The sequence below is a fragment of the Bradyrhizobium sp. CCBAU 45384 genome (genome assembly GCF_028128665.1).
GTDB lineage: Bacteria > Pseudomonadota > Alphaproteobacteria > Rhizobiales > Xanthobacteraceae > Bradyrhizobium > Bradyrhizobium manausense.
Genome location: NZ_LBIZ01000115.1, coordinates 13,152 through 36,371, shown reverse-complemented (window position 1 = coordinate 36,371; position 23,220 = coordinate 13,152). Strand labels below are relative to the sequence as shown.

Annotated in this window: 20 protein-coding genes and 1 pseudogene; 12 read left to right on the top strand and 9 right to left on the bottom strand. The window is 63.3% G+C overall.

Going from position 1 to position 23,220, the window contains the following annotated elements:
• Positions 1-103: 103 nt before the first annotated feature.
• Positions 104-1,948 carry a PHA/PHB synthase family protein gene (locus XH80_RS28000; protein WP_271601357.1) on the top strand — a complete coding sequence of 615 codons (1,845 nt, stop codon included), beginning with the start codon at positions 104-106 and terminating at the stop codon, positions 1,946-1,948.
• On the opposite strand, the gene XH80_RS27995 is transcribed toward XH80_RS28000, so the two are convergent.
• From XH80_RS27995 to XH80_RS27985, 3 genes and pseudogenes are all read right to left on the bottom strand, one after another.
• Positions 1,945-2,913 carry a CHAD domain-containing protein gene (locus XH80_RS27995; protein WP_271601356.1) on the bottom strand — a complete coding sequence of 323 codons (969 nt, stop codon included), beginning with the start codon at positions 2,911-2,913 and terminating at the stop codon, positions 1,945-1,947. The genes XH80_RS28000 and XH80_RS27995 overlap by 4 nt on opposite strands.
• A 15-nt stretch (positions 2,914-2,928) precedes the next feature.
• Positions 2,929-4,466 (bottom strand): annotated as a pseudogene (locus XH80_RS27990) (bifunctional aminoglycoside phosphotransferase/ATP-binding protein).
• 11 nt (positions 4,467-4,477) lie between these two features.
• Positions 4,478-5,461 (bottom strand): zinc-dependent alcohol dehydrogenase family protein, encoded by a 984-nt coding sequence (locus XH80_RS27985; protein ID WP_271601355.1) that lies wholly within the window; start codon positions 5,459-5,461, stop codon positions 4,478-4,480.
• Positions 5,462-5,632: 171 nt separating this feature from the next.
• On the opposite strand from XH80_RS27985, the gene XH80_RS27980 reads away from it, so the two are divergent.
• Both XH80_RS27980 and XH80_RS27975 read left to right on the top strand, forming a co-directional pair.
• A complete protein-coding gene (locus XH80_RS27980; RefSeq protein ID WP_271601354.1) occupies positions 5,633-6,472 on the top strand; it encodes a universal stress protein in 840 nt (279 codons plus the stop codon).
• 70 nt (positions 6,473-6,542) lie between these two features.
• A complete protein-coding gene (locus XH80_RS27975) occupies positions 6,543-9,233 on the top strand; it encodes a bifunctional acetate--CoA ligase family protein/GNAT family N-acetyltransferase (protein ID WP_271601353.1) in 2,691 nt (896 codons plus the stop codon).
• A gap of 9 nt (positions 9,234-9,242) precedes the next feature.
• Here the strand turns inward: XH80_RS27975 and XH80_RS27970 are convergent, their stop codons facing one another.
• The gene (locus XH80_RS27970; protein WP_271601352.1) at positions 9,243-9,731 is read right to left on the bottom strand and encodes a phage holin family protein; all 489 of its coding nucleotides are present in this window, start codon (positions 9,729-9,731) and stop codon (positions 9,243-9,245) included.
• On the bottom strand, positions 9,732-10,007 hold the full coding sequence (locus XH80_RS27965; RefSeq protein WP_271601351.1) for a hypothetical protein: 276 nt from the start codon (positions 10,005-10,007) through the stop codon (positions 9,732-9,734).
• A gap of 173 nt (positions 10,008-10,180) precedes the next feature.
• Between XH80_RS27965 and XH80_RS27960 the strand changes: the two genes are divergently transcribed.
• The 3 genes from XH80_RS27960 to XH80_RS27950 are packed head-to-tail and all read left to right on the top strand — an operon-like array spanning position 10,181 to position 13,197.
• Positions 10,181-11,317 carry an ABC transporter permease gene (locus XH80_RS27960; protein ID WP_271601350.1) on the top strand — a complete coding sequence of 379 codons (1,137 nt, stop codon included), beginning with the start codon at positions 10,181-10,183 and terminating at the stop codon, positions 11,315-11,317.
• A 2-nt stretch (positions 11,318-11,319) separates the two neighbouring features.
• Entirely contained in the window at positions 11,320-12,090 is a 771-nt protein-coding gene (locus XH80_RS27955; protein WP_271601349.1) for an ABC transporter ATP-binding protein, read from the top strand.
• 3 nt (positions 12,091-12,093) lie between these two features.
• Positions 12,094-13,197 (top strand): ABC-type transport auxiliary lipoprotein family protein, encoded by a 1,104-nt coding sequence (locus XH80_RS27950; protein ID WP_271601348.1) that lies wholly within the window; start codon positions 12,094-12,096, stop codon positions 13,195-13,197.
• 11 nt (positions 13,198-13,208) lie between these two features.
• Here the strand turns inward: XH80_RS27950 and XH80_RS27945 are convergent, their stop codons facing one another.
• Positions 13,209-13,526 (bottom strand): c-type cytochrome, encoded by a 318-nt coding sequence (locus tag XH80_RS27945; RefSeq protein WP_057749514.1) that lies wholly within the window; start codon positions 13,524-13,526, stop codon positions 13,209-13,211.
• Between the two features lie 150 nt (positions 13,527-13,676).
• Here XH80_RS27945 and XH80_RS27940 point away from each other — a divergent pair, with 150 nt between their 5' ends.
• The 6 genes from XH80_RS27940 (at position 13,677) to XH80_RS27915 (ending at position 19,915) form a co-directional block, all read left to right on the top strand.
• Positions 13,677-14,390, top strand: coding sequence for a helix-turn-helix domain-containing protein (locus XH80_RS27940; protein WP_333968870.1), 714 nt, complete (start codon positions 13,677-13,679; stop codon positions 14,388-14,390).
• Positions 14,391-14,875: 485 nt separating this feature from the next.
• Positions 14,876-15,604 carry a Crp/Fnr family transcriptional regulator gene (locus XH80_RS27935; protein WP_057749508.1) on the top strand — a complete coding sequence of 243 codons (729 nt, stop codon included), beginning with the start codon at positions 14,876-14,878 and terminating at the stop codon, positions 15,602-15,604.
• Positions 15,605-16,163: 559 nt separating this feature from the next.
• Positions 16,164-17,135, top strand: a complete 972-nt coding sequence (locus XH80_RS27930) for a TRAP transporter substrate-binding protein (RefSeq protein WP_057749505.1) — start codon at positions 16,164-16,166, stop codon at positions 17,133-17,135.
• 66 nt (positions 17,136-17,201) lie between these two features.
• A complete protein-coding gene (locus XH80_RS27925; RefSeq protein WP_057749503.1) occupies positions 17,202-17,747 on the top strand; it encodes a TRAP transporter small permease in 546 nt (181 codons plus the stop codon).
• Positions 17,738-19,030: a TRAP transporter large permease gene (locus XH80_RS27920; RefSeq protein ID WP_271601346.1), complete on the top strand. Its 1,293-nt coding sequence runs from the start codon at positions 17,738-17,740 to the stop codon at positions 19,028-19,030. Before XH80_RS27925 ends, XH80_RS27920 begins: the two co-directional genes overlap by 10 nt.
• A 78-nt stretch (positions 19,031-19,108) precedes the next feature.
• Positions 19,109-19,915 carry an SDR family NAD(P)-dependent oxidoreductase gene (locus tag XH80_RS27915; RefSeq protein WP_271601345.1) on the top strand — a complete coding sequence of 269 codons (807 nt, stop codon included), beginning with the start codon at positions 19,109-19,111 and terminating at the stop codon, positions 19,913-19,915.
• A gap of 9 nt (positions 19,916-19,924) precedes the next feature.
• Here the strand turns inward: XH80_RS27915 and XH80_RS27910 are convergent, their stop codons facing one another.
• The 3 genes from XH80_RS27910 to XH80_RS27900 are packed head-to-tail and all read right to left on the bottom strand — an operon-like array spanning position 19,925 to position 23,216.
• On the bottom strand, positions 19,925-20,623 hold the full coding sequence (locus XH80_RS27910) for a molybdate ABC transporter substrate-binding protein (protein ID WP_271601344.1): 699 nt from the start codon (positions 20,621-20,623) through the stop codon (positions 19,925-19,927).
• Positions 20,620-22,749: a xanthine dehydrogenase family protein molybdopterin-binding subunit gene (locus XH80_RS27905; RefSeq protein ID WP_271601343.1), complete on the bottom strand. Its 2,130-nt coding sequence runs from the start codon at positions 22,747-22,749 to the stop codon at positions 20,620-20,622. The genes XH80_RS27910 and XH80_RS27905 overlap by 4 nt, the downstream gene beginning before the upstream one ends.
• Complete coding sequence (locus XH80_RS27900; RefSeq protein WP_271601342.1) at positions 22,746-23,216, bottom strand: (2Fe-2S)-binding protein; 471 nt, start codon at positions 23,214-23,216, stop codon at positions 22,746-22,748. Before XH80_RS27900 ends, XH80_RS27905 begins: the two co-directional genes overlap by 4 nt.
• Positions 23,217-23,220 lie beyond the last annotated feature (4 nt).

Genomic DNA, 23,220 nt, shown 5'->3' with positions numbered 1-23,220 from the left:
AGCGATTGTGATCAACCTCTGCAATTGATGCAGCTCAACGTTTCCCGGGCGGGAAGCCGTATCCTGCTGCGCAATCAGCAGAAGCGCACGAGAATCCTTGCCCATGAGCATCGTACAGACCCTTCCTCGGACGGCAGAGCCGGTGTTGCCAGCGTCATCCGTCGAGCCGGTTGTTGGCGCCGCCTCGTCTGCGACAAGCACAAATTCAACCGGCGAGACGTCGACCACCGAGCCGGCATCGGAATGCTATCCTCTAGACCGCATGTTCCATGCGATGCTGGCGCGGTTCACGGGCGGGCTTTCGCCGACCGCCTTGATGCTGGCCTGGCTCGATTGGAGTTCCCATCTCGCGTGGGCGCCGCAGCGACGGATGGAGATCGCCAACAAGGTCATTCGTGATAGCAGCCGGTTGCTGGAAGCAGCTACGCACGCGACGGCAGCGGGGCTAGCACCCTGGTCGGTAATCCGGCCGGAGAAGCGGGACCGTCGTTTCAGGGAGCCGCAATGGGAAGCGCCGCCCTTCAATCTTCTTGCGCAGGCGTTTCTGCTTGGCGAGCGCTGGTGGCACGATGCTACGTCGGGTGTGCGAGGCGTCTCGCATGCGAACGAAGCCATCGTCGAATTCTCGATGCGCCAGGTGCTCGACACGCTTGCCCCGTCGAATTTCGCCGCAACAAACCCAGAGGTGCTGGAGAGGGCGTTTCAAAGCGGCGGAGAGAATTTTGTCTTTGGCTGGCAGAATTGGTGCGGCGATCTCATGCGGATGCTCTTGGCCGCAAAGCCTGTCGGGAATGATCAGTTTGTCGTCGGCCAGACGGTTGCTGCGTCGCCTGGCAAGGTCGTCTACCGCAATGCGCTGATCGAACTGATCCAGTATCATCCGACGACGGCAAGAGTGCGGCCGGAGCCGATCCTGATCGTGCCGGCCTGGATCATGAAATACTACATCCTCGATCTGTCGCCGCAGAATTCGCTGGTCAAATTTCTCACCGAACAGGGCTTTACCGTGTTTGCAATCTCCTGGCGCAATCCGGACGCCAGAGATCGGAATGTTGCGTTTGACGACTACCGCAAGCTGGGGGTGATGGCCGCGCTGGATGCGATTGGCCGTATCCTGCCCGGGCAGAAAGCCCATGCGCTCGGTTATTGTCTTGGCGGCACTTTGCTGTCCATTGCTGCCGCTGCAATGGCGCGCGACGGCGATGATCGCCTGGGCACCATCACGCTTCTGGCGGCGCAGACCGACTTCACCGAAGCCGGCGAGCTGACGCTCTTCATCAATGAGAGCCAAGTCGCCTTCCTTGAGGACGTGATGTCGCAGCGAGGCTATCTGGATACGGCACAGATGGCCGCCGCGTTCGCGCTGCTCCGTTCCAACGACCTGATCTGGTCGCGGCTGTCTCGCGACTACCTGATGGGCGACGCGGCGCCGCCGAGCGATCTGATGGCTTGGAACGCGGACGCAACACGATTGCCCTATCGCATGCATTCGGAATATCTGCGTAAGCTGTTCCTTGACAATGATCTCGCCGAAGGACGTTACCTTGTGGAAGGCCGGAACATCTCGCTCTCCGACATTCATACGACGATGTTCGCGGTCGGTACGATCACTGATCACGTGGCGCCGTGGCGATCTGTGCACAAGCTCCACTATCAAGTCGATGCTGATCTGACCTTTCTGTTGACTAGTGGCGGCCACAACGCAGGCGTCGTCGCGCCCCCCGACGAGCCGGGGCACAGCTATCAGGTCATGACCAAGGCTGCAGACGAGCCCTATGTCGGCCCGGATGAATGGCTGAAGCTGGCGCCCCATGTCGAGGGATCGTGGTGGCCGGAGTGGACCCGCTGGCTGGTCGCGAGATCCGGCGCGCTCTGTGATCCGCCGCGGATCGGATATGGCGATCTCAGCGGCCTGCCCGATGCTCCCGGCGACTACATCCGCACCTAGTCCTCAGGCTCCGCGTCCGGCGTCAGATCGGAGGAGCGGAAGGGCTTGGCCTTGTTCAATTTGCGATACGCGGTCGAAGCAGTCTGCAACAGTTTCTTCTCCCGGTTGCGGTCGAGAAAGCGGATGCCGGCTTCGGGAACGGCCTCGTTCAACGACGCGGCCAGTGTCTGGCCGCGCGCATCGTCGTTCAGCTGTCCGAGGGACTTTTGCGCCTTGCGCAGTTGCTTGAGGATCGACTTCTGCTTCGTCTGTGACGTGCCCGCGAACAGATCCTCGAGCGACTCGATCGAATAGGTCAGCCGCTTGTTGAGAATCCGCAGCTTGTGCCGCTTCTCGACATCAAGCTTGTGTAGCCTTTTGGCCTTCCTGAGCAGCGTCCTTTCCCATTCGGTCAGCTGTGCCGTCGCGTGGTCGGCGAGCGGGCAGCGGCGTAGCCGGATGGCCACTTTGCTACGGCGCGTCGACCAGGGGCCGCTCTCGATCCAGTTCGAGGTCTGTTCGACCAGCCGACGATACCGTGCCGATTGCAGCGCACGGGCCAGCAGACGATGGCTTTCGGCGCGCTTCTCCTCCCAGTGCCGGAGTTCGGCGATGACGGCGAGCTCGCCGCCGGCCTCGGACGTAATGCGTTCAATGGCGACGTCGAGGTCACGCACCATGCCGAGCTGACTATTCAGCCACTTCAACTCGGCCCAGACTTCGGGGCGCAACGCATCGTCGATCATAGGCGAAAAGAAGCGAATTGCAGTCCGCAAATGGGTCAGCGCGATTCGGATCTCGTGCAGTGCGTCCGGATCGCCACGGCAGGTGCCGTCGTGCTGGGCAAGGACGGCTGCGAGGTGACGGCGCGCGATGATCCGGAAGGCTGTGTCGCAGGCCATGCCGGGGCTCAGGCGGCCGGGCAGCGTGCTTGCCTTCGGCTTCGCACCGGCGGTCGCCTTCGAACTCCTAGTGGGTCGCGCCATCCTAGCCCGCGCTAATCAGATTGCCTTGCTATCCTTAGCGATCGCGTCCCGGCAGCTCTGGAGCGTCTGCGCTTGCGTTCCGGACGCGTCGATGGTCGCCCAACCGATGTGGCCGATATTATAATGCTCTTGCAACGCGGCAACCTGTTGCGTGGCATCCGATGCATCACTGCTGCGACCACCGATTCGGGCCTGCCGTGTCGCCAGGTCGGCGACCAGGAAAAGGCCGGTGAAAGGCACGTGGCAATCCCGGGCTAGCTTGGCGAAAGCGTCTCTTTCGAAGTCGCGGGCAAATACGCCGTCGACGACCACGGAATGGCCCTGTGCCAATATGCGGCGGGTGTGCCCGGCCAGTGTTGCGTAGACCCGTTCGGCAAGCTCGGGCGTATAGGCAGATGGCGGCAGCCGCTCCGTCTCGGCGACCCCGAACATCTGCTTGCGAATGACGTCGCTCCGCAACACGACGGCCCCCGGCTGCGGCGCGATGCGAGTGCGCGCGCTAGAACTGACTTGCCGGTGCCAGACAGTCCGCCCACCGCGATCAGGCGGGGAGCGGCAGGCTGGATCAGCTTACGCGCAAGGTCGAAATAGCGGCGAGCATCATCGAGGATATCGGGCTCGCTGGCATGCGGGCGCTTCAACCGCGCCACGGCTACCTGGGCGCGGATTGCAGCCCGGATCGACATGAACAACGGCAAGGCGGCAAGCGCGTCCAGATTTCCGGGCGGTGTCGCGGCAAGATACCCGTTCAAGACGGCGTTGGCGGCAACGGGCTGGTCGTGACGGAGCAGGTCCATCAGCGTGAATGCCAGGTCGTAGAGCACGTCGACTGTTGCCATCCGTGCGTCGAATTCGATGGCGTCGAACAGCACGGGGCGCTGGTCGATCAGCACGATATTGGCGAGATGCAGATCGCCATGGCAGCGCCGTACGAAGCCCTGACGATGGCGTTCCTCGAGCAGGGGACGTACGCGCACAAATGCCTCGTGCGAAGCTTTGCCGAGTTGTTCGATCGCTGCCGCGTCGAAATGGTTGTCGCTTCGCAGGCCGTCGCTGTTGCCATCGATCAGCGCGGGGATGGAGGAGACCCACTCTTCCCGGTTGGCGGGCGATGTCGCGGTGTGCGAAGCTGCGATCGCCGCGGCGACGGCCATGGAGAGGTCTGCATCCAGCGGACCGGCCTTGGCCAGATGGTCCAGCGTCCGGTTTTCGTCGAAGCGCGACATGTCGACCGCATACTCGATCGGTCGTCCACGGCCGTCGACCGCCACCGAACCGTCGGGCTCCTCGGTGATCGCGATGACGCCGTGATAGATCTGCGGCGCCAATGGCCGGTTGATCCGGATTTCCTCCTCGCAGGCCGCCTTGCGCTTCTCGAGCGTCGAATAGTCGAGGAAGGGAAATCGCACGGCTCGTTTGATCTTTAACGCGCGATCGCCGTCGAGAAAGACCGAGGCGCCGTGCGTATCGATCCGCGTCACGCCTGGATGCCCAGCCAGTGCTTGGAAGATCCGTTCCTGGATGGTTGTTTGATCTTTCGTCGAGGCAGGCATTCGAAGCACCCTCAGGGCGTCAGGACGGCCGCACCCAGAATCTGGCCATTCCGTAGCATGCTGAGGACGTCGTTGGCTTGATCCAGCGGAAATGCCGTCGTCTCGGTGCGCACGCCGGCCTGCGGTGCGATCCTGAGAAAATCCAGGCCATCTTGCCGGGTCAGATTGGCAACCGAGACCAACTGCCGTTCCTCCCAGAGCAAACCATACGGGAAGCTCGGGATGTCGGTCATGTGGATGCCGGCGCACACGACGCGTCCGCCTTTTCGAACGGCGCGCAACGCGGCCGGAACGAGTTCGCCGGCTGGTGCGTAAATGATCGCGGCGTCGAGCGGTTCGGCGGGCATCTCGTCAGACGCCCCCGCCCAGACCGCACCAAGACGTCGCGCGAGGGTTTGTGCGGCATCATCGCCGCGCCGCGTGAATGCATAGACAGATCGTCTCTGCCAGACCGCGACTTGCGCGATGATATGGCCGGCCGCGCCAAAACCATAGAGACCGAGCTTCTCCGCAGGACCAGCCAGCACCAGCGAGCGCCAGCCGATCAGCCCAGCGCACAGCAGAGGGGCGATCTCCACGTCATTGCTGCCTTCGTCCAGTGGAAACGCGTAGCGCGCGTCGGCGATGGTGTGCGTTGCGTAGCCGCCGTCGCGCGTGTAGCCGGTGAACAGCGGAGTGTCGCAGAGGTTTTCCATGCCGTCCCGGCAGAATCGACAGATTCCGCACGTAGAGCCGAGCCAGGGAATGCCGACCCGATCACCAGGCGCATGTGTTGTAACATTGGGGCCGACGAGGTCGACCCGGCCAATGATCTCATGCCCAGGCACAATCGGATAACGAATACCAGGCAACTCGGCGTCGACGACGTGCAGGTCGGTCCGGCACACCCCGCAAGCGCTGATCTTCACCCGGATCTGGCCATTACCGGGGACGGGGTCAGGCCGCTCCTCCATTCGGAGTCGCGCCCGTGGGGCCGGCAACACCATTGCACGCATAAGTCTCTCCGGGGCGAACCGCTCCGATTGAATATCCATAGAATGACGGAGTGGCTAGTCCTTGACCTCGGTCAACGTCTGCCGCTGCCCGACCGGGCGGAGTTCCCGCCTTGACCAGAATCAAGAGGCCTAACGAAAACCAGCCTATTTTGGTTGCCAAGGAGAATCCCGATGCCCATCAAAGACGTCTTTCTGCCGCTTTTTGGCGAGCCGCGCGCCCCCACGTTGGCCGCGATCGAGAAGTGCGTCGCCGTTGCCGCCGATCTCGGCGCCAGGATCACCGGGCTCGCGCTCGAGGAAGACGCCTTCGTGCGGCCGAAGGTGGTGCTCCCCGATGACCCGGAGTCCGCCGAACTCGATCATGTGGGCAAGGCGGGCGAGTTGCAGCAACTCTTGAACGCCTTCACCAACGCGGCCTCACGTGTCGGCATTCGAGCTCAAAGCCGATCGGGCAGGGTGCCGCCGGACCAGATCGCATCGACCTTGGCCGAACATGCGCGCTTCAGCGATCTCGCTTTGATCCCCGTGAGGCCGCACGACAGCCGAACCGAAAATCTCATTGAAACGTTCCTGTTCCAATCCGGGCGGCCGCTGCTGCTGTGTCCGGAAGAGCCCGCGGCGACGTTACGGCCCGAATTCGAGAATGTCATGATTGCCTGGGACCACTCGGCGTGCGCCGCACGCGCTGTCGGCGACGCATTGCCGATCCTGCAAGCGGCAACCGTGGTACACGTCGTCACCGTGGCAGACGATCAGGACGAAGCGATTGCGCAATCCGGCGATAGTCTCGTCCACCATCTCAGGGAACATGGGATTTATGCGTCCTTCGCGACGGTGAAGGGCGACGGGAGTTCGACCGGCAAGGTGCTCGGGAGCTGGGCACAATCTCATGCCGTCGACGCCATCGTCATGGGTGCCTATCACCATTCGCGCCTGAACGAGACTGTCTGGGGTGGCGTGACCAAGACCGTCATCGGCCAGCCACCATGCTGGGTGATGATGTCGCACTAGGTGGGTTTCAACTCATATCCTATCGGGCTAGCTTCTGTCGGACCCTTTGCCCGATCGGACGATTGTGATCATGTCGACTTACCGCCTGAAAAACCTGTTGTCGCCCCGGTCGGTCGCGCTGGTCGGCGCAAGCTCCCGCCCGGTCTCTGTCGGACGTGCGATCCTGGAGAACATTCGCAAGGCGGGGTTCAAGGGGCTGTTCGGCTTGGTGAACCCGCGCCATGCGGAGATCGACGGCATGACTGCCGTAGCCAGCCTGGCGCAACTGTCCTTCGTGCCTGAGCTCATCGTCGTCACCGCGCCGGCACGCGAGATTCCCGACATCATCGATCAGGCCGGCCGTCTTGGCGCGGCCGGGGCCCTGATCGTTTCAGCGGGGCTCGGCCAGGGACCGGGTTCGCTCGAGGACGCCACCATCGTCGCCGCCCGCAAATATGGCATGCGACTGATCGGACCCAACTGCCTCGGCATCATGATGCCTGGCACAAGCCTCAATGCGACCTTCGCGGCGCACATGCCGGCGGCAGGCAACCTCGCGCTGATCTCCCAATCGGGCGCAATCGCAGCCGGCATGGTGGACTGGGCCGCGCAGCGTGGCGTGGGCTTCTCGGGCATCGTTACGATCGGCGATCAGATCGACGTCGACATCGCGGATCTGCTCGACTATTTCGCGATGGACCACAAGACGCGGGCGATCCTGCTCTACATCGAGGCCATCAAGGACGCGCGGAAATTCATGTCGGCGGCGCGCGCCGCGGCGCGTGTGAAGCCGGTCGTCGTCGTGAAGTCTGGCCGCATGGCGCAGGGGGCGAAGGCGGCTGCCACGCATACAGGCGCGCTCGCTGGCGCCGACGCGGTCTATGATGCGGCCTTCCGCCGCGCCGGCGTCCTTCGGGTATCCGATCTGCGCGAGTTGTTCGATTGTGCCGAGACCCTGGGCCGGGTCGGGTCGCCGGCGGGAAAGCGCCTTGCGATTCTGACCAATGGTGGTGGCATCGGCGTCCTCGCGGTCGATCGGCTCGCGGACCTTGGCGGAATTCCCGCGCCCATGACACCGGAGGCGCGCCAGAGGCTCGACGCGGTGCTGCCGCCGACCTGGTCCGGCGCAAATCCCGTCGACATCGTCGGTGACGCCGACGCGCCGCGTTACGCTGCTGCGCTGGAGGTGCTGCTCGACGATCCCGGCAATGATGCGGTCCTGGTGCTCAATGTGCAGACTGCGATCGCATCGGCCGCCCAGATCGCGACGACTGTGACCGATCTCATCGGCAAATATCGCGAGAAGCACCGCAGTTGGGCCAAGCCTGTGCTTGCGGCCTGGGTCGGGGCTGATCAGGAGATCATCGCGACGCTATCCGCCGCCGGCATTCCGAACTATCCGACTGAAGATGATGCCGTGCGCGGCTTCATGCACATGGTCCGACATCGCGAAGTGGTCGACGAGCTGAGCCAGGTTCCCCCGGCGATGCCCGACACTTTCGTGCCCGACGTTGCGGCCGCGAAGCAGATCGTCACGGCGGTCATCGCCGACGGGCGCAAATGGCTGGAGCCTGTCGAGATCAAGCATCTGCTTGGGTGTTATGATATCGCCATGGTGCCGACCTACGCGGCCGAAGATGTCGAGCAGGCGGTCGCCTGCGCGGATGAGATATTCGCACGGGGGGCCACCGTCGTGCTCAAGATCCTGTCGCGCGACATCGTGCACAAGTCCGACGTCGGCGGTGTCGTGCTCAATCTGACGACGCCGGCCGCGGTACGCGCGGCCGCCGCCGAGATTCTCGCGCGGGCGAAGAGGTTGCGGCCCGAAGCCCGCATCGATGGCATCATTGTGCAGGCAATGGTGGTCAAGGCCAAGGCGCGAGAGCTGATCTTGGGTCTCGCCGATGATCCGACGTTCGGCACCGTCGTCGTGTTCGGCCGCGGCGGGACGGCGGTTGAGATCATCAATGACAAGGCTCTGGCGCTGCCGCCGCTTGATTTACAGCTTGCCCGCGATCTGATTGAGCGTACGCGCGTGTCACGGTTGCTACGTGCCTACCGGGACGTGCCGGCTGTCAAGCAGGACGCCGTCCCTTTGGCCTTGGTCAAGCTGGCGCAGATGGCGGCGGACATTCCCGAGATCCGTGAGCTCGATATCAACCCTCTGCTCGCCGACGAAACCGGCGTAACGGCGGTCGACGCCCGCGTGGCCGTGGGGCCGCCGCAGCGGAAATTCGCGGGCTCCGGGCCTGCAAATTTCGCCGTCCGTGCCTATCCGTCGCAATGGGAGCGTCGCCTTACGCTCAAGGATGGCTGGCGCATCTCGGTGCGTCCCCTGCGCCCCGAGGACGAGCCGACCATTCACGAATTCCTGCGTCACGTCACGCCGCACGATCTTCGCCTCCGGTTCTTCGCGCCGATGAAGGAGTTCACCCACGAGTTCATCGCGCGCCTGACCCAGCTCGACTATGCGCGGGCCATGGCGTTCATCGCGTTCGACGACAGCAATGAGATGGTCGGAGTGGTGCGGTTGCACTCGGACTCGATCTACGAGAGAGGCGAATACGCGATCCTGCTGCGCTCCGACCTCAAGGGCAGGGGCCTCGGCTGGGCCTTGATGCAGCTGATCATCGACTATGCCAGATCGGAAGGCCTCAAGACCATCTCGGGCGACGTGCTCAAGGAGAACGTCGTGATGCTCGAGATGTGCCGGCAACTCGGCTTCGAGATCAAGCCGGATCCGACCGAGCCTGACCTCTGCGACGTCCGGCTGAAGCTCTGAGGCGGCTCGCTACGAACGCGCTTCGGAACTTACGTCCGGTGCGCTCTCTCTCGCGGTCTTCCGCATGTTCCTGACGATGATCGCAATGAGCGGCACCAGCACCGGCACGATTGTGCTCAGCGGATGATGGACTGCGCCGGTCAATTCGGCCTGAAACGCTCGGGCTTCGACCTGAAGCGCCTCGATCGATGTGCCGTGGATCTCATTGGCGAGCTCAATGTCGCGGCCGGATGGCGGGCGCCCGGCGACGATGAACAGGGCCGCCGCGATAGCGAAATTGATCGCTCCGAGGACCGCCGCCGCGGTGATCGCGCTCCAGATCTGGACCAGGGCGAAATAGGCCGACAGCTCCAGCATCAAGAGACCGAATGCGGCGATCAGCGCGGCGAAGGCCCGCAGGCCAAGTCCGACCAGCAGGTGGCGCAGCCGGATATCCGCGATGATCCTGTCGGTGCGCCACAAGGCGCGCAGATGCTTGATCACATTCTCGCTATTCACCTAGTGCCTCCGCAGCATGAAGCCGACCACCACGCCGAGCGCAAAAGCGGACGCGAGCGAGGCGACCGGGCGCCCCGTGATGAGGTCATGGAGCTGCTCTTGATCTTCGCTCACGGTTTCGCCGAGTTCGGCCAGCGCCGCCTTGATCTGATCGGCGAGAATCTCGGCACGGCCCTTCGAACTCTCGAACATCCCCTCGCCAGCCGTGCTCAGCAGCCGGGTAACGTCCACCTTCAACGTCCGCAGTTCTTCGCTCACCCTGTCGCTGTCGAACATGGACTTGATGTCTCCATTGAATGGAGCAAAACCTAAGTCGCGCCGGTGCGCCCGTGCTTGATTTGCGTCAAGCGGCGCGTGGTAGCAGTCTTGAGACAGGTCAAACCCGCCGCCACATGCTGGCCTAGATATAGCAGCTCAATGGGACCAAATCGTCCCGATGAGGTGGAAGCGTGAACCCAGAACCGCTGTTGCTGGCGACGTCGTCTGGCGATGTGCTGAAATTGCGCCCGGAAGGGCCCTGGACCGCGGCGAATGTGACGACGCTCGAGACTTTGTCCCGCTCGGTCGACGCAGAGGTCGATCGATCAAGAGCCGTGACGCTGGACATGTCGGGAATCAGCGCGCTCGATACGCTCGGGGCCTGGATCCTGGAGAAGTTGTCGCGCAAAGCCGCCTCATCGGGCAGGCCAGCCAAGATCATGGGCGTGGCCGATCATTTCAGTGGCCTGCTGGAGGAGGTGCGGCAGGTCAATCGTCACATGCCGCCGCCGGCGGCCGCCTCCAACCCGGTTCTGCTCAGGCTGAACGACCTCGGCAAGGCCACGATCGGTGCGCGTGAAGATATCGCGATTTTTCTGCAAATGCTGGGTACCCTGTTCATGGCGGTGGCCGGCATCTTGCGGCGGCCCCGCTCGCTGCGGCTGACGTCGCTGGTCTATCAGCTCAACCGGATCGGGCTGCAGGCGATTCCTATCGTCGTACTGATCACCTTCCTGATCGGCGCCATCATCGCCCAGCAGGGATTCTTTCATTTCCGCAGGTTCGGTGCGGAGTCCTACACAGTCGACATGGTCGGCATCCTCGTCTTGCGCGAGCTCGGCGTGCTGATCGTCGCCATCATGGTCGCTGGACGTTCGGGAAGCGCCTATACGGCCGAGCTTGGCTCGATGAAAATGCGTGAAGAGATCGACGCGCTCTCCACCATGGGGCTAGATCCCGTCGACGTCCTGATCTTGCCGCGCGTGGCTGCCCTCGTCATCGCGCTGCCCATTCTCGCCTTCATTGGATCGATGGCCGCGCTCTATGGCGGCGGTCTGGTTGCGCAATTCTACGGCGACATGGGGCCTGCGATCTACATCGCGCGGCTGCATGAAGCCATTTCCGTCACCCACTTCGAGGTCGGGATTCTGAAAGCGCCGTTCATGGCTCTGGTGATCGGGATCGTTGCCTGCAGCGAGGGATTGCGGGTCAAGGGCAGCGCGGAGTCGCTGGGACGGCAGACGACCACGTCGGTGGTCAAGTCGATCTTTCTGGTGATCGTGCTGGACGGCCTGTTCGCGATCTTCTTCGCGTCGATCGGAATGTGACGATGCCCGAGCCGCAAGCAGAGTTCGCGATCCGGGTCCGTGACCTCGTCGTTGGTTTCGGCCGTCAGACCGTGCTCGACCATCTATCGCTCGATGTCCGCTGCGGCGAGATTCTTGGGCTGGTGGGCGCATCTGGCGGCGGCAAGTCGGTGCTGATGCGTACCATCATCGGTCTTATCCCGCGTCGCAGCGGCACTATCGAAGTCATGGGGCAGACGATTGGTGCCCCGCATGATCGCAGCCGCGCAGCGACATGGGGCATTCTGTTCCAGCACGGCGCGCTGTTCTCTTCGCTGACCGTCAGGCAGAATGTACAATTTCCGTTTCGCGAAAATCTCGTGTTGTCACAGGAGCTGATGGACGAGATCGCGATCGCCAAGCTCGAGATGGTTGGGCTACGCGCGCAGGATGGCGACAAATATCCATCCGAACTGTCGGGCGGAATGACCAAACGCGTGGCGCTGGCGCGCGCGCTCGCGCTCGATCCACCGATCCTCTTCCTCGACGAGCCGACGTCCGGCCTCGACCCGATCGCAGCGGGCGATTTCGATGCGCTGATCCGGACGTTGCAAAAGACCCTCGGGCTCACTGTCTTCATGGTCACCCATGATCTCGCGAGCCTTACCACGGTCTGCGACCGCGTCGCCGCGCTTGCCGACGGCAAGATCGTGGCTATCGGGCCGATGCGCGACCTGCTGCAATCCGAGCATCCCTGGGTGCGGGCCTATTTCCACGGCAAGCGCTCGCAGATGCTGCAACCACAGATGAGATGATACATGGAAACCCGCGCTCCCTACGTGCTGATCGGCACCTTCGTGCTGGCTGCGATCCTCGCGGTATTCGGGTTCGTCTATTGGCTGAACAACAGCGGTGGCATCGGGCCGCGCACGACCTATCATGTGCAATTCCAGGGGCCGGTGCCTGGTCTTCTGGTCGGCGCCGGCGTCCTGTTCAACGGCATCCGCGTCGGTGAGGTAACCCAGCTCGGCCTTGCACCCGACAATCCGCGCTTCGTCGACGCGACGATCTCGGTCGCTTCGGCAACGCCGGTGCGCGCCGACACCAAGGTCGGGCTCGATTTCCAGGGGCTGACGGGCGTGCCGGTGGTGACGCTGGAGGGCGGCATGATCGCCGCGAAGCCCGGCGAACCCCTGACTTTGATCGCCGAGGCCGGCGCGGGCCAGAGCATGACGCAGGCGGCGCGCGAGGCGCTGCGACGCGTCGATTCCGTGCTTGAGGACAATTCCGGCCCACTCAAGGACACCATCGCCAATTTCAAGGCGTTCTCGGATGGCCTTGCGCGCAACACGGGTAAGATTGACGGCATCCTGGCGGGCCTCGAGAAAATGACCGGCGGCGGCGCGCCTGCACAGAAGATCACCTATGATCTCCGCACGCCACAAGATCTCGGAGGTGCCGGCAAGATGCTCTCGGCATCGCTGGCCATTCCCGAGCCGACCGCCGTCGCGATGCTACAGACGCAGCGCATGCTGTTCTCGCCGGTTGGCGATATCAAAGGCTTCGCCGACTTCCTCTGGGCCGACAGCATTCCAAAGCTGGTGCAGGCGCGGCTGATCGACAGCTTCGAGAATTACGATATTGCGCACGCCCCGTTGCGAACGACAGAATTGGGGCAGGCGGAATATCAGCTTCTGATCGACATAAGGCGTTTCCGCATTGCCACGGACGGCGAGCCGCGGGTCGAGATTGGACTGTCGGCACGGATCGTCGACAAGAATGGCAAGGTAATCGCATCCCGCCTGGTCGAGACCAGCGAGAAGCTCGACAAGGTCGAGCCGGCCGCCGCGGTCGCAGCGTTCGACGCAGCGTTCGCACGCATCGCCAGGGAGCTGATTGGCTGGACTGTCCAGGCGGTGTGATGCTTCCAAAGCTACTCGAGCGTCTTGAGATAGGACAGGAGGTCGTGGATCTGGTCGGGCTCGAGCTCGAAAGCGGGCATGTCGGCGTGGCCGGTATAGATACCTTCAGCGAGTGCTTCCTCGAGGGAATCGATCGCGTAGCGCCGGTGCAAGGTTCTGAACGGCGGTGCGATCTTGAGCGGGCTTTCGGAACGACGGTCGATCGCGTGGCAGCGCGCGCAATTGGCGCGCGCATAGGCCTTGCCGCGTTGTTCGGCTGTTTGCGCGGCGAGCGCGGGAGTGATCAGGAGCAGCCCAATCAGGCCGTAGCGCAGCGCGGCGTGCAGCATGGAAATCGGTCCCGTTGAATTCTCGGCGCAGAGTAGGGCGGGGATGCGCATCAAATTTGATCTGGGTCAATCGGCTTTGGCGGGTTGCAGTAAAATGCATTTGGCGCGGTTTCTGTCGGGTGCGGAGATTCGATGACGCCTGGGCGATGGATGAAGGCTTCCGTAACGATGATTGAGCCAAACGATCATTTTTGCAGCGACTGCGCGGTCCGCGGCATCGCGGTTTGTGCGTCGCTAGACCCGGCCGAGCTCGGAGAGTTCGAACATCTCGGGCGACGCGTTCATTTCGGAGCGGGAGAGACGGTGTTTTCCGAGGAGGATATTACGACCTCGTTCTACAACCTCCTCGAAGGCGTGATGCGGCTCTACAAGCTGCTGCCTGACGGTCGCCGGCAGATCGTGGGCTTCGCTTTGCCCGGCGATTTCCTCGGGATGAATCTGTCCGGCCGCCACAATTTTTCGGCCGATGCGATTGGTACCGTGACCGTGTGCCAATTCGCCAAGATGGCTTTTGGCCGCTTCATGGAGGACCGGCCGCATCTGCTCAAGCGCATCAACGAGCTGGCGATTCGAGAGCTGAGCCAGGCGCGTGACCACATGGTCCTGCTCGGCCGTCGCTCGGCAGATGAAAAGGTCGCGACTTTTCTGCTCGGCTGGCGGGAGCGACTGGTCCCGCTGAAGGGCTCGTCGAATACTGTCCCCTTGCCGATGAGCCGGCAGGACATTGCGGATTACCTTGGCCTGACCATCGAAACCGTCAGCCGCACCTTCACAAAGCTGGAACGGCACGGTGCGATCGAGATCATCCATGGCGGAATCAGCCTGCGCGACCCCGCCCGGATCGAAGCCTTGGCCGCGGCCTGAATCCCGACACGACCTGGCCCTCGCTGATTTTTGATCCGGATCAATGACGGCAGTCGCGCTTCGCCAATAATGCCCCCACAACAAGGTCCGGGAGGGGATGATGCCGACTGACGCGCTGCTTGTGACCATGGCCGTGGTGGCCGTCTTTGTGGCATTTGCCTGGGCGCTGGCTTGGGCGGACCGACAGACGAGTGCTCGCAGGCTCGGTTCGGACACAAAGCGCTGAAGTTCCCAAGATCATTTTGATGCGCCTTCCGCGGCAGCTATCCGCCATTCCGCCGTGACCCGGGCCTGATCGCGATCCGCCTTCTCTGCAACTCTGCATGGTCTGCATTGCATCCACGCACCCTGCGGGTGCGGATTGGTGGCGCTACCGCGACATTTTAACGGCACTTGCCTCAAACTGTCCCGTGCTTTCCGGTTGAAAAGACGGGCAACACTGACTACGCAGGAACTCCAGCGCTCGCAGTCTTAGGAGTCCCGGCGTGCCTCAGGACAAGACCGGCGACCCCCGGCACTCGTCGGGTAACAAATTGTCGGTCCTGCGCAAGCATCCGATCTTCGCGGATCTTGAGCCGGACGCGCTCGATCAACTGTGCCGCTATGCCAAACACACCACGGTCAAGCGCGGCGCGACGATCGCCGCGAAGGGCGACCCCGGAAACAATCTGTTCGCGGTGATCACGGGAACAGTGAAAATTTCTTCCTCGTCGCCCGATGGCCGGAATGCCATTCTCAACCTGATCGGTCCGGGAGAGATCTTCGGTGAGATCGCAGTGCTCGATGGTGCGCCACGGTCGGCCGATGCGACTGCCAACACCAATTGCGAACTCTACATCATCGATCGCCGCGACTTCCTCCCCTTCGTGAAGAGTCAGCCGGCGCTGGCAATGAAATTCATCGAATTGCTCTGCGCGCGGCTGCGCTGGACCAGCCAACAGGTCGAGCAGGTGATCCTGCAGAATCTGCCGGGCCGGCTCGCGAGCGCATTGCTCGGTCTCACCGAGGAGCGCAAGCTCGATTCCGGCAGTGGCACCCTCGCGATCACCCAGCAGGAGATCAGTGAAATGGTGGGGATGACGCGCGAGAGCATCAACAAACAATTGCGCGCATGGGCGGGCCGCAACTGGGTCCGCCTTGAGCATGGCGCCATCGTTGTGCTCGACACCGATGCACTGCGCGAGCTGGCTGAGAGCGGCCTCGACGGCGAGTGATTTTGCGGTCTAGCCGTCGATGATCCCGACTGCCGCCGGGCGCGGGGTATTTCGTAAAAGAAGAATTATGTGATTGTCCCGCCGGGTGCCGCCTGGCGGATCAATGCAAGTCCAGCATCGATCGATGCCGCATTTGGCTTGGACTCAGAATGTCGCCCGCCCTAGGGACGACGTTGGCGAAGGGGCGCGTTCATAATAGACGAGGCGATCGTCTCGCCCAAACTCCAAGCCGCAACCAATAGCGGTCGAGCACAAAGCAGAGGAACGTCTATGGATACGATGAGCATCGTTACCGCGCATCCAGCATTGGCCGACGGCGCGGCCCGATTGCCGGGGAGCCGGCACCTGACGCACGGGTCCCCCGCAGGAGCGGGCGCGATGAGCACCGCACGGTCGCGGGCAGAGATCGTTAACCAGCCAGATTTACTCGACCCCGCCGCGCTATCCTACGAAGGTGGTGCAGTTGTAGCGCTTGACTTCACACCTGAAGTGGAGCGACGCAAGGCGGTCTGTAGCACCAGCCCAACGACGACATAATCAACTCAGGAGGAAAGCCCAGATGAAGACACTCATCGGTATCATCGCAGCCGCTACACTGGCTGTCTCGGCGCCGTTCGCGACTGCACGCGATTTCCGCTCGGCCGACGTCCATCCGGCCGACTATCCGACCGTCGAAGCCGTCAAGTTCATGGGCAAGCAGCTTGCGACCGCGAGCGGCGGCAAGCTCGGCGTCAAGGTATTTCCGAACGGGGCCTTGGGCTCCGAGAAGGACACCATCGAGCAGCTCAAGATCGGCGCGCTCGACATGATGCGGATCAACGCATCGCCGTTGAACAACTTCGTGCCGGAAACCGTCGCCCTGTGCCTGCCCTTCGTCTTCCGCGACACGCAGCATATGCGCACCGTTCTCGACGGGCCGATCGGCGACGAGATCCTTGCGGCCATGGAGCCTGCGGGGTTGATCGGCCTCGCTTACTATGACAGCGGCGCCCGTTCGATTTACACCGTCAAGGCACCGATCAAGTCGCTGGCCGACGTCAAGGGCCTGAAGATTCGCGTCCAGCAATCGGACCTCTGGGTCGGCATGATCCAGAGCCTCGGCGCCAATCCGACACCGATGCCGTATGGCGAGGTCTACACCGCGCTCAAGACCGGCCTGGTCGACGCTGCCGAGAACAACTGGCCCTCCTACGAGTCCTCGCGTCATTTCGAGGCTGCCAAATTCTATAACGTCACCGAGCACTCGCTGGCGCCTGAGGTCCTCGTGATGTCCAAGAAGGTCTGGGATACGCTGAGCAAGGAGGATCAGGCGATGGTCCGCAAGGCGGCGAAGGAATCGGTGCCGGTCATGCGCAAGCTCTGGGACGAGCGCGAGCAGGCGTCCCGCAAGACCGTCGAAGCCGCCGGCGTTCAGGTCGTCACGGTCGCGAACAAGCAGGAGTTTGTCGACGCGATGAAGCCGGTGTACCAGAAGTTCGCCGGTGACGAGAAGCTCCAGAGCCTCGTCAAGCGCATCCAGGACACCAAGTAAAAGCACGAGGGGACCAGATCCGGCGCTGCGCCTGCGCGGCGCCGGATCCTGACAAGGAGGGGCGGGATGACAGACCCACACGTCGCAGACAATGAGCAGGAGGCGGGCCGTCCGTCCACCAGTTTGCTGTCGCGGATCAATGCGCCTATCGCCCGTGCAGGCATGTACCTGTCCGTGAGCGGGTTGCTCGTCATCGTCACCATCGTGTTCTACCAGGTGTTCGGACGCTACGTGCTCAACTCCAGCCCAACCTGGACCGAAAACCTCGCGCTCGTCCTGATCCTCTATGTCACGCTGATCGGCGCCGCCGTCGGCGTGCGCGATGCCGGACATATCGGCATGGACAGTCTCTTGGTGATGCTTCCGGATCACCTGCGAGAGAAGGTCGAGCTCCTGATCCACGTCCTGGTGGCTCTGTTCGGTGTTGCCATGGCCTACAACGGCTGGATCCTCGGCGCGTCGGTCGGGACGGTGCATATCCCCAATCTCGGTTTCCCAGAGGTCGTTCGCTACGTGCCGCTGGTCGCCTCCGGCATCCTGATCGTCTCCTTTTCAATCGAGCACATCATCGCTCTCCTGCGCGGCGAAGAGGTTGTCCCCTCATGGAACTGATTATTCTCGGCGCCACGTTCTTCGGCTTTCTGGTTCTCGGCGTACCGGTCGCCTTCGCGATCGGCCTCTCGGCGATCTGCACCATTCTCTACGAAGGCCTGCCCGTCGCCGTCATCTTCCAGCAGATGATGTCGGGAATGAATATCTTCTCGTTCCTTGCCATTCCGTTCTTCGTCTTCAGCGGTGAGTTGATGCTCCATGGCGGCGTTGCCGACAAGATCGTGCAGCTCGCCAAAAATCTCGTCGGTCATATCCGCGGCGGCCTCGGCATGTCGAACGTGGTCGCCTGCACGCTGTTCGGCGGTGTCTCCGGCTCGCCCGTGGCCGACGTGTCGGCGATGGGCGCGGTGATGATCCCGATGATGAAGAAGGAGGGCTTCGACACCGACTACGCCGTCAACGTTACCACGCATGCCTCGCTCGTCGGCGCCTTGATGCCGACCAGTCACAACATGATCATTTATGCGCTCGCCGCCGGCGGCAAGGTCTCGATTGGGGCGCTGATCGCAGCGGGCCTGCTGCCGGCGCTGGTGCTGATGATTTGTATGCTGGTCGCCGCTTACGCGGTTGCAGTGAAGCGCGGCTATCCCGCCGGCAAGTTCCCCGGCTGGACCGAGGTGGTCCGCTCGTTTGCGGCCGCTTTGCCCGGCCTTCTGATCGTCGGCATCATCCTGACGGGTATCTTGTCGGGGGTTTTCACGGCAACTGAATCCGCCGCCGTCGCTGTCACCTATACGATCGTGCTGACGTTCTTCATCTATCGAACCATGACCTGGAATAACTTCCTGCATGCGGCGGCCAAGGCGGTGAAGACCACGGGCGTGGTGCTGCTGTTGATCGGCGTCTCCACCATGTTCCAGTACCTGATGGGCCTCTATGAAGTCGCCGATTTCGCCGGCGACCTGATGGGCAAAGTGTCCACGCAGCCCTGGATGATCTTGCTGCTCATCAACATCATCCTGTTCCTGCTTGGCACCTTCATGGACATGGCGGCGACCATCCTGATCTGCACCCCGATCTTCCTGCCGATCGCGATGAAGGCGGGCATGGATCCGGTGCAGTTCGGCATGCTGATGCTGATCAACTGCGCCCTGGGGCTGAACACTCCGCCGGTCGGAACCACGCAATTCGTCGGCTGCGCCATTGGCGGCATCTCGGTAGGCGCGGTGATGCGCACCATCCTGCCGTTCTACGCGGCCCTGATCGCCGCGCTGATGTTCGTGACCTACGTCCCGGCCTTCTCGCTGTGGCTGCCTCGTCTGCTGATGGGGTACAAAGGATAGCTGTCGTGCGTCCGCCGGCATTGGCCGGCGAACCGCGCTTGCGATAGTTTGCGTCACAGCAACAGGGAGAATCTGTCCGTGACTGATTATCGCAAGCTCTTTGATCTCACCGGCAAGACCGCCGTGGTGCTTGGCGCCGCATCAGGCATCGGCAAATCGTCGGCCGAGGCGATGGCGGGGCTCGGCGCCCGCGTGGTCTGTGCCGATCGCGCGCTTGACGCGGCAGAGGCGACGGCTGCGGGCATTCGCGACACGGGTGGCTGGGCCGAGGCGGCAAACTGCGATGCTTCGAGCGCTATTGACGTCAATGCGCTCGCCAAGTTCGTGATGCAGAAATTTTCCCGGCTCGACATCGCCGTGACGACGCCCGGGCTCAACATCCGCAAGACCATTCTCGACTACACCGAGGAGGATCTCGACCGCGTCCTCAACCTCAACGTCAAGGGCACGGTCTGGTTCTTCCAGGCGTTCGGCCGCATCATGGTCGAGCAGAAGGGCGGCAGCATCATAGCCTGCTCCTCGGTGCGTGCGGTAACCATCGAGCCGGGCCTTGGAATCTACGGCTCGACCAAGGCGGCGATCGGTTTGCTGGTGAAGGGCTTTGCCTCCGAGGTCGGCGATGCCGGCGTGCGCGTCAACGCGATTGCGCCGAGCATCGTCGAGACTGCGCTGACCAGCCCGTTCAAGCAGCGCCCCGACATCTACAATCTCTATGCCGGCCACACCGTGTTCAACCGCTGGAGCAGCGCCGACGAAGTCGCCACGGCCGTTGCCTATCTCGCCTCGGATGCCGCGAGCTATGTCAGCGGCAGCACGCTGTTCGTCGACGGCGGCTGGACCGGGATCGACGGGCCGCCGACCGGTCTCACCCAGCTGCACAAATAAGCTCCGTTTCTAGCTCGCAAAACCCATGCGCTGGCGCAGATCTTTCTGGTCTGCGCCGGTCAGCAGCGCGATCAGCGCCGCCGCTTCCTTCGGATGCACCGCTCGCGCGGCGATGCCGGCCGTGTACATCGTCACCAGCTCGCATCCCGGCGGCAACGAACCCGATAGGGCAATGCCGTCGGTCGCGATGATCTCGGTCGCCTGCGTGCATCCGATTGGCCGCGCGGCGGTGGACATCGCCAGCTCGCGCATTGCCGTTGCGCCGTTCGGAAAAATCCTCAGGCGCGACGTGACCTCATAGGCGATGCCGAGCTGATCCAGGACTTTTGCAACGTGTCGGCCCGCGGTGGAGGCCTTGGTATCAGGAACGTAGATGGCGTCTGCGGACCGCAGGATGTCGCGCAAATCGGCCTCCGTCTTCACGGTCACCTTGGGGTCGCGGCTGCGGACCGCCAACGCGGTCTCGACCCGGCCGACATCGGAGACCGAGGAGGGCGCCACAAGCTTCGCCGCGGCAAGATTAGCAAGCAGAGCCTGCGTCAGGATCACGAGGTCAGCCGGCGTGCCTGCACGCAGCTTGTCCGCCATCACGCCGACCGCGCCGAATTCGCCGTCGATGCCAAAGCCGGTCTGTGCCTTGAAAGCCTCGGCAAGGCCGCGCACCAGCCCCTGCGCCGCACCGCCGCTCAAAATGTTCACTGTCGTCACGATGCAAGCTCCATGGCCGCGATGATCCTGTCGCGCGTAATCGGAAGGTCGCGCACGCGCACGCCGAGGCAATCGTGAACCGCATTCGCGATCGCTGCCGTCACCGGGCCGTGTGCGGCCTCGCCGGCGCCGGCCGGCTCGATGTCCGGCCGCTGGATGATCTCGACATCCACGGCCGGGACCTCGCTGAAGGTGAGGATCGGGTACTCCGCCCACGAGGTCGAGGTAATGTGGGTCGGATCGAAGCGGACGCGCTCCTTCAGCACCCAGCTCGTCGCCTGGATCGCACCGCCTTCGATCTGGTTGATGACGCCATCAGGATTGATGGCCTCGCCGACGTCGATCGCAAGCGTCAGCCGTCTCACGCGGATATCGTCGGCGCCCTCGATCTCGGCAATCGCCGCGCAATAAGCGCCGGTGTTCTTGTAGCGGGCAAAGCCGACGCCGTAGCCGATGCCGGATTGCTTCTGCGGTTTCCAGCCTGCGCGACGTGCGACGGCGCGGATGACCTCACGGGCCCGCTCGTCGCGGAGATGTCGCAGGCGGAATGTGATCGGGTCTTCGCCGCGCAGGACCGCGATCTCGTCGAGCAGGGATTCGATCGCGAACACGTTGCCCTGCGCGCCGAGGGTCCGCAGCGCTGAGGTCCGCACCGGCATGGTCAGCAGGCGATGGCTGGTAATGGTCCAGGCCGGAAAGTCGTAGAGCGGGACCGAGTTGCGATCCCCGCCGCCACCATTGGCGGGCGGCGGATTTGTGGAGATCAGGCGTGGATAGGGATTGACGATCTCGCTTGCTGCCAACAGTGCGGGCTGGGCCGCGCGTCCAGGCCGTGCTGTATGACCATTGCTCCAGATCGCATGGCGCCAGCCGACGATCTCGTTGCCGGCATCGAGATCGGCCTCGATCTCGATGGCCATCGCGGCACCAAAGGGTGCGTGGAACATCTCGTCGTGGCGCGACCACTGCACCCGAACCGGGCGGCCACTGGCGGCTCTTGCCAGCAGCACGGCATCGAGGGCGACGTCGTCGGCAGCATTGTGCCCATAGCAGCCGGCGCCTTCCATGTGCTCGACGACGATGTTCTCGGCCGGCAGCTTGAGCACGATCGCGAGGTCAGCGCGGAGCAGATAGACGCCCTGGCTGTGCGTCCAGACATGGACATGGTCGCCGTCCCATCGCGCCATCGCGCAGGACGGCGCGATCGAGGCATGCGCGATGTAAGGGCGGGTATATTGCCGGCGGAGCGTACGTGCAGCTTTTGTCGCAGCCGCCGTCCTGGTGTCGATGATTGTTGTCTCGATCGGTTGGCGTCTCAGGAAACCAGCCAGATCGTTCTCATCCGGGAGCGGCTCCCCCGGCGACCATGTCGCGCCCTTGCGCAGGGCTTTCAGCGTGGCTTCGGCCGCAGCCTCGCTGTCGGCGACGACGCCGGCAAAGCCGCCGTCGCGGACGATCGCGATGAGTCCGGAGACGCTGCGTGCACGTACCTCGTCGAGCCCGATCAACCTGGCGCCCGAGACGTTCGGCCGCAGCGCGCGCCCGTGCACCAGCTCAGGCAGCGCATGATCATGGATGAAGCGCGGCCGCGCGAATACCTTGTCGGGAATGTCGACGCGATGGATGGAATGCCCGGCGAGGCTGCGCGCAGCGGCGGACTTGACGACAGCGCCCGCCGTCGCATCGTGATCGAGCGAGACGTCGCCTGCAAGCTCCCAATAGCTGGTCGCGACATTGCCGGGGCCGGAGATCATGCCATCCGCGACACCGAGCAGCGCCGGATCGACGCCGAGACGATCCGACGCTGCTGCGAGAAAGCACAGGCGCACCTCGGCGCAGACGTGGCGCAGTGCGCGGCCGGATTGCTGGATCGACAGGCTGCCGGAGGTGACGCCTTCGTTCGGACTCGCGGCCGTCGAGGCGCGGATCATCTCAATACGGCCGATCTCGACGTCGAGCTCGTCCGCCGCGATTTGCGCCAGCGCCGTGACGATGCCCTGGCCGATTTCGACCTTGCCGGGTGAGATCGCGACGCGGCCTTCGGCGGTGAACCGCACCCACGACGACAGTCTTGGGTTGGCGGCAAGGCTCTGCGGCAGATTCGGGCCGGGAGGCGGCGCGCTCATGATGTCGCCATTTCCGATGCCGCGCGCAGCACGGCGCGGACCATGCGGTTATGCGACCCGCAGCGACACAAATTGCGATCGAGCGCCGCTCTGACCTCCGCTTCCGTCGGCGACGGATTGCGGTTCAGCAGCGCCGCCGCGCTGATCAGGATGCCTGGGACGCAATAGCCGCATTGCATCGCTTGTTCGGAGATGAAGGCGCGCTGTAGCGGATGCGGTTGCTCGGCCGTGCCGAGACCCTCCAACGTGACGACGTCCCTGTCAGCCACGGACCACATCGGCATGTCGCAGGATGTCATCGCCTGGCCGTCGACCATCACGCAACAGGCTCCGCATTCGCCGGCGCCGCAGCCGAAATGCGCACCGGTGATGCCAAGCGGGCCACGCAGCACATCGAGCAGCGTCTGGTCCGGATCGGCATCGACTGCCACCGTCGCGCCGTTGAGCTGGAATTGAATGGTGGGCATGACC

Bases quoted from the DNA above. Each gene is read 5' to 3' on its own strand.
- XH80_RS28000 (WP_271601357.1), top strand. From the start codon at position 104: ATGAGCATCGTACAGACCCTTCCTCGGACGGCAGAGCCGGTGTTGCCA.
- XH80_RS27995 (WP_271601356.1), bottom strand. From the start codon at position 2,913: ATGGCGCGACCCACTAGGAGTTCGAAGGCGACCGCCGGTGCGAAGCCG.
- XH80_RS27985 (WP_271601355.1), bottom strand. From the start codon at position 5,461: ATGCGTGCAATGGTGTTGCCGGCCCCACGGGCGCGACTCCGAATGGAG.
- XH80_RS27980 (WP_271601354.1), top strand. From the start codon at position 5,633: ATGCCCATCAAAGACGTCTTTCTGCCGCTTTTTGGCGAGCCGCGCGCC.
- XH80_RS27975 (WP_271601353.1), top strand. From the start codon at position 6,543: ATGTCGACTTACCGCCTGAAAAACCTGTTGTCGCCCCGGTCGGTCGCG.
- XH80_RS27965 (WP_271601351.1), bottom strand. From the start codon at position 10,007: ATGTTCGACAGCGACAGGGTGAGCGAAGAACTGCGGACGTTGAAGGTG.
- XH80_RS27955 (WP_271601349.1), top strand. From the start codon at position 11,320: ATGCCCGAGCCGCAAGCAGAGTTCGCGATCCGGGTCCGTGACCTCGTC.
- XH80_RS27950 (WP_271601348.1), top strand. From the start codon at position 12,094: ATGGAAACCCGCGCTCCCTACGTGCTGATCGGCACCTTCGTGCTGGCT.
- XH80_RS27945 (WP_057749514.1), bottom strand. From the start codon at position 13,526: ATGCTGCACGCCGCGCTGCGCTACGGCCTGATTGGGCTGCTCCTGATC.
- XH80_RS27940 (WP_333968870.1), top strand. From the start codon at position 13,677: ATGAAGGCTTCCGTAACGATGATTGAGCCAAACGATCATTTTTGCAGC.
- XH80_RS27930 (WP_057749505.1), top strand. From the start codon at position 16,164: ATGAAGACACTCATCGGTATCATCGCAGCCGCTACACTGGCTGTCTCG.
- XH80_RS27925 (WP_057749503.1), top strand. From the start codon at position 17,202: ATGACAGACCCACACGTCGCAGACAATGAGCAGGAGGCGGGCCGTCCG.
- XH80_RS27920 (WP_271601346.1), top strand. From the start codon at position 17,738: ATGGAACTGATTATTCTCGGCGCCACGTTCTTCGGCTTTCTGGTTCTC.
- XH80_RS27905 (WP_271601343.1), bottom strand. From the start codon at position 22,749: ATGAGCGCGCCGCCTCCCGGCCCGAATCTGCCGCAGAGCCTTGCCGCC.
- XH80_RS27900 (WP_271601342.1), bottom strand. From the start codon at position 23,216: ATGCCCACCATTCAATTCCAGCTCAACGGCGCGACGGTGGCAGTCGAT.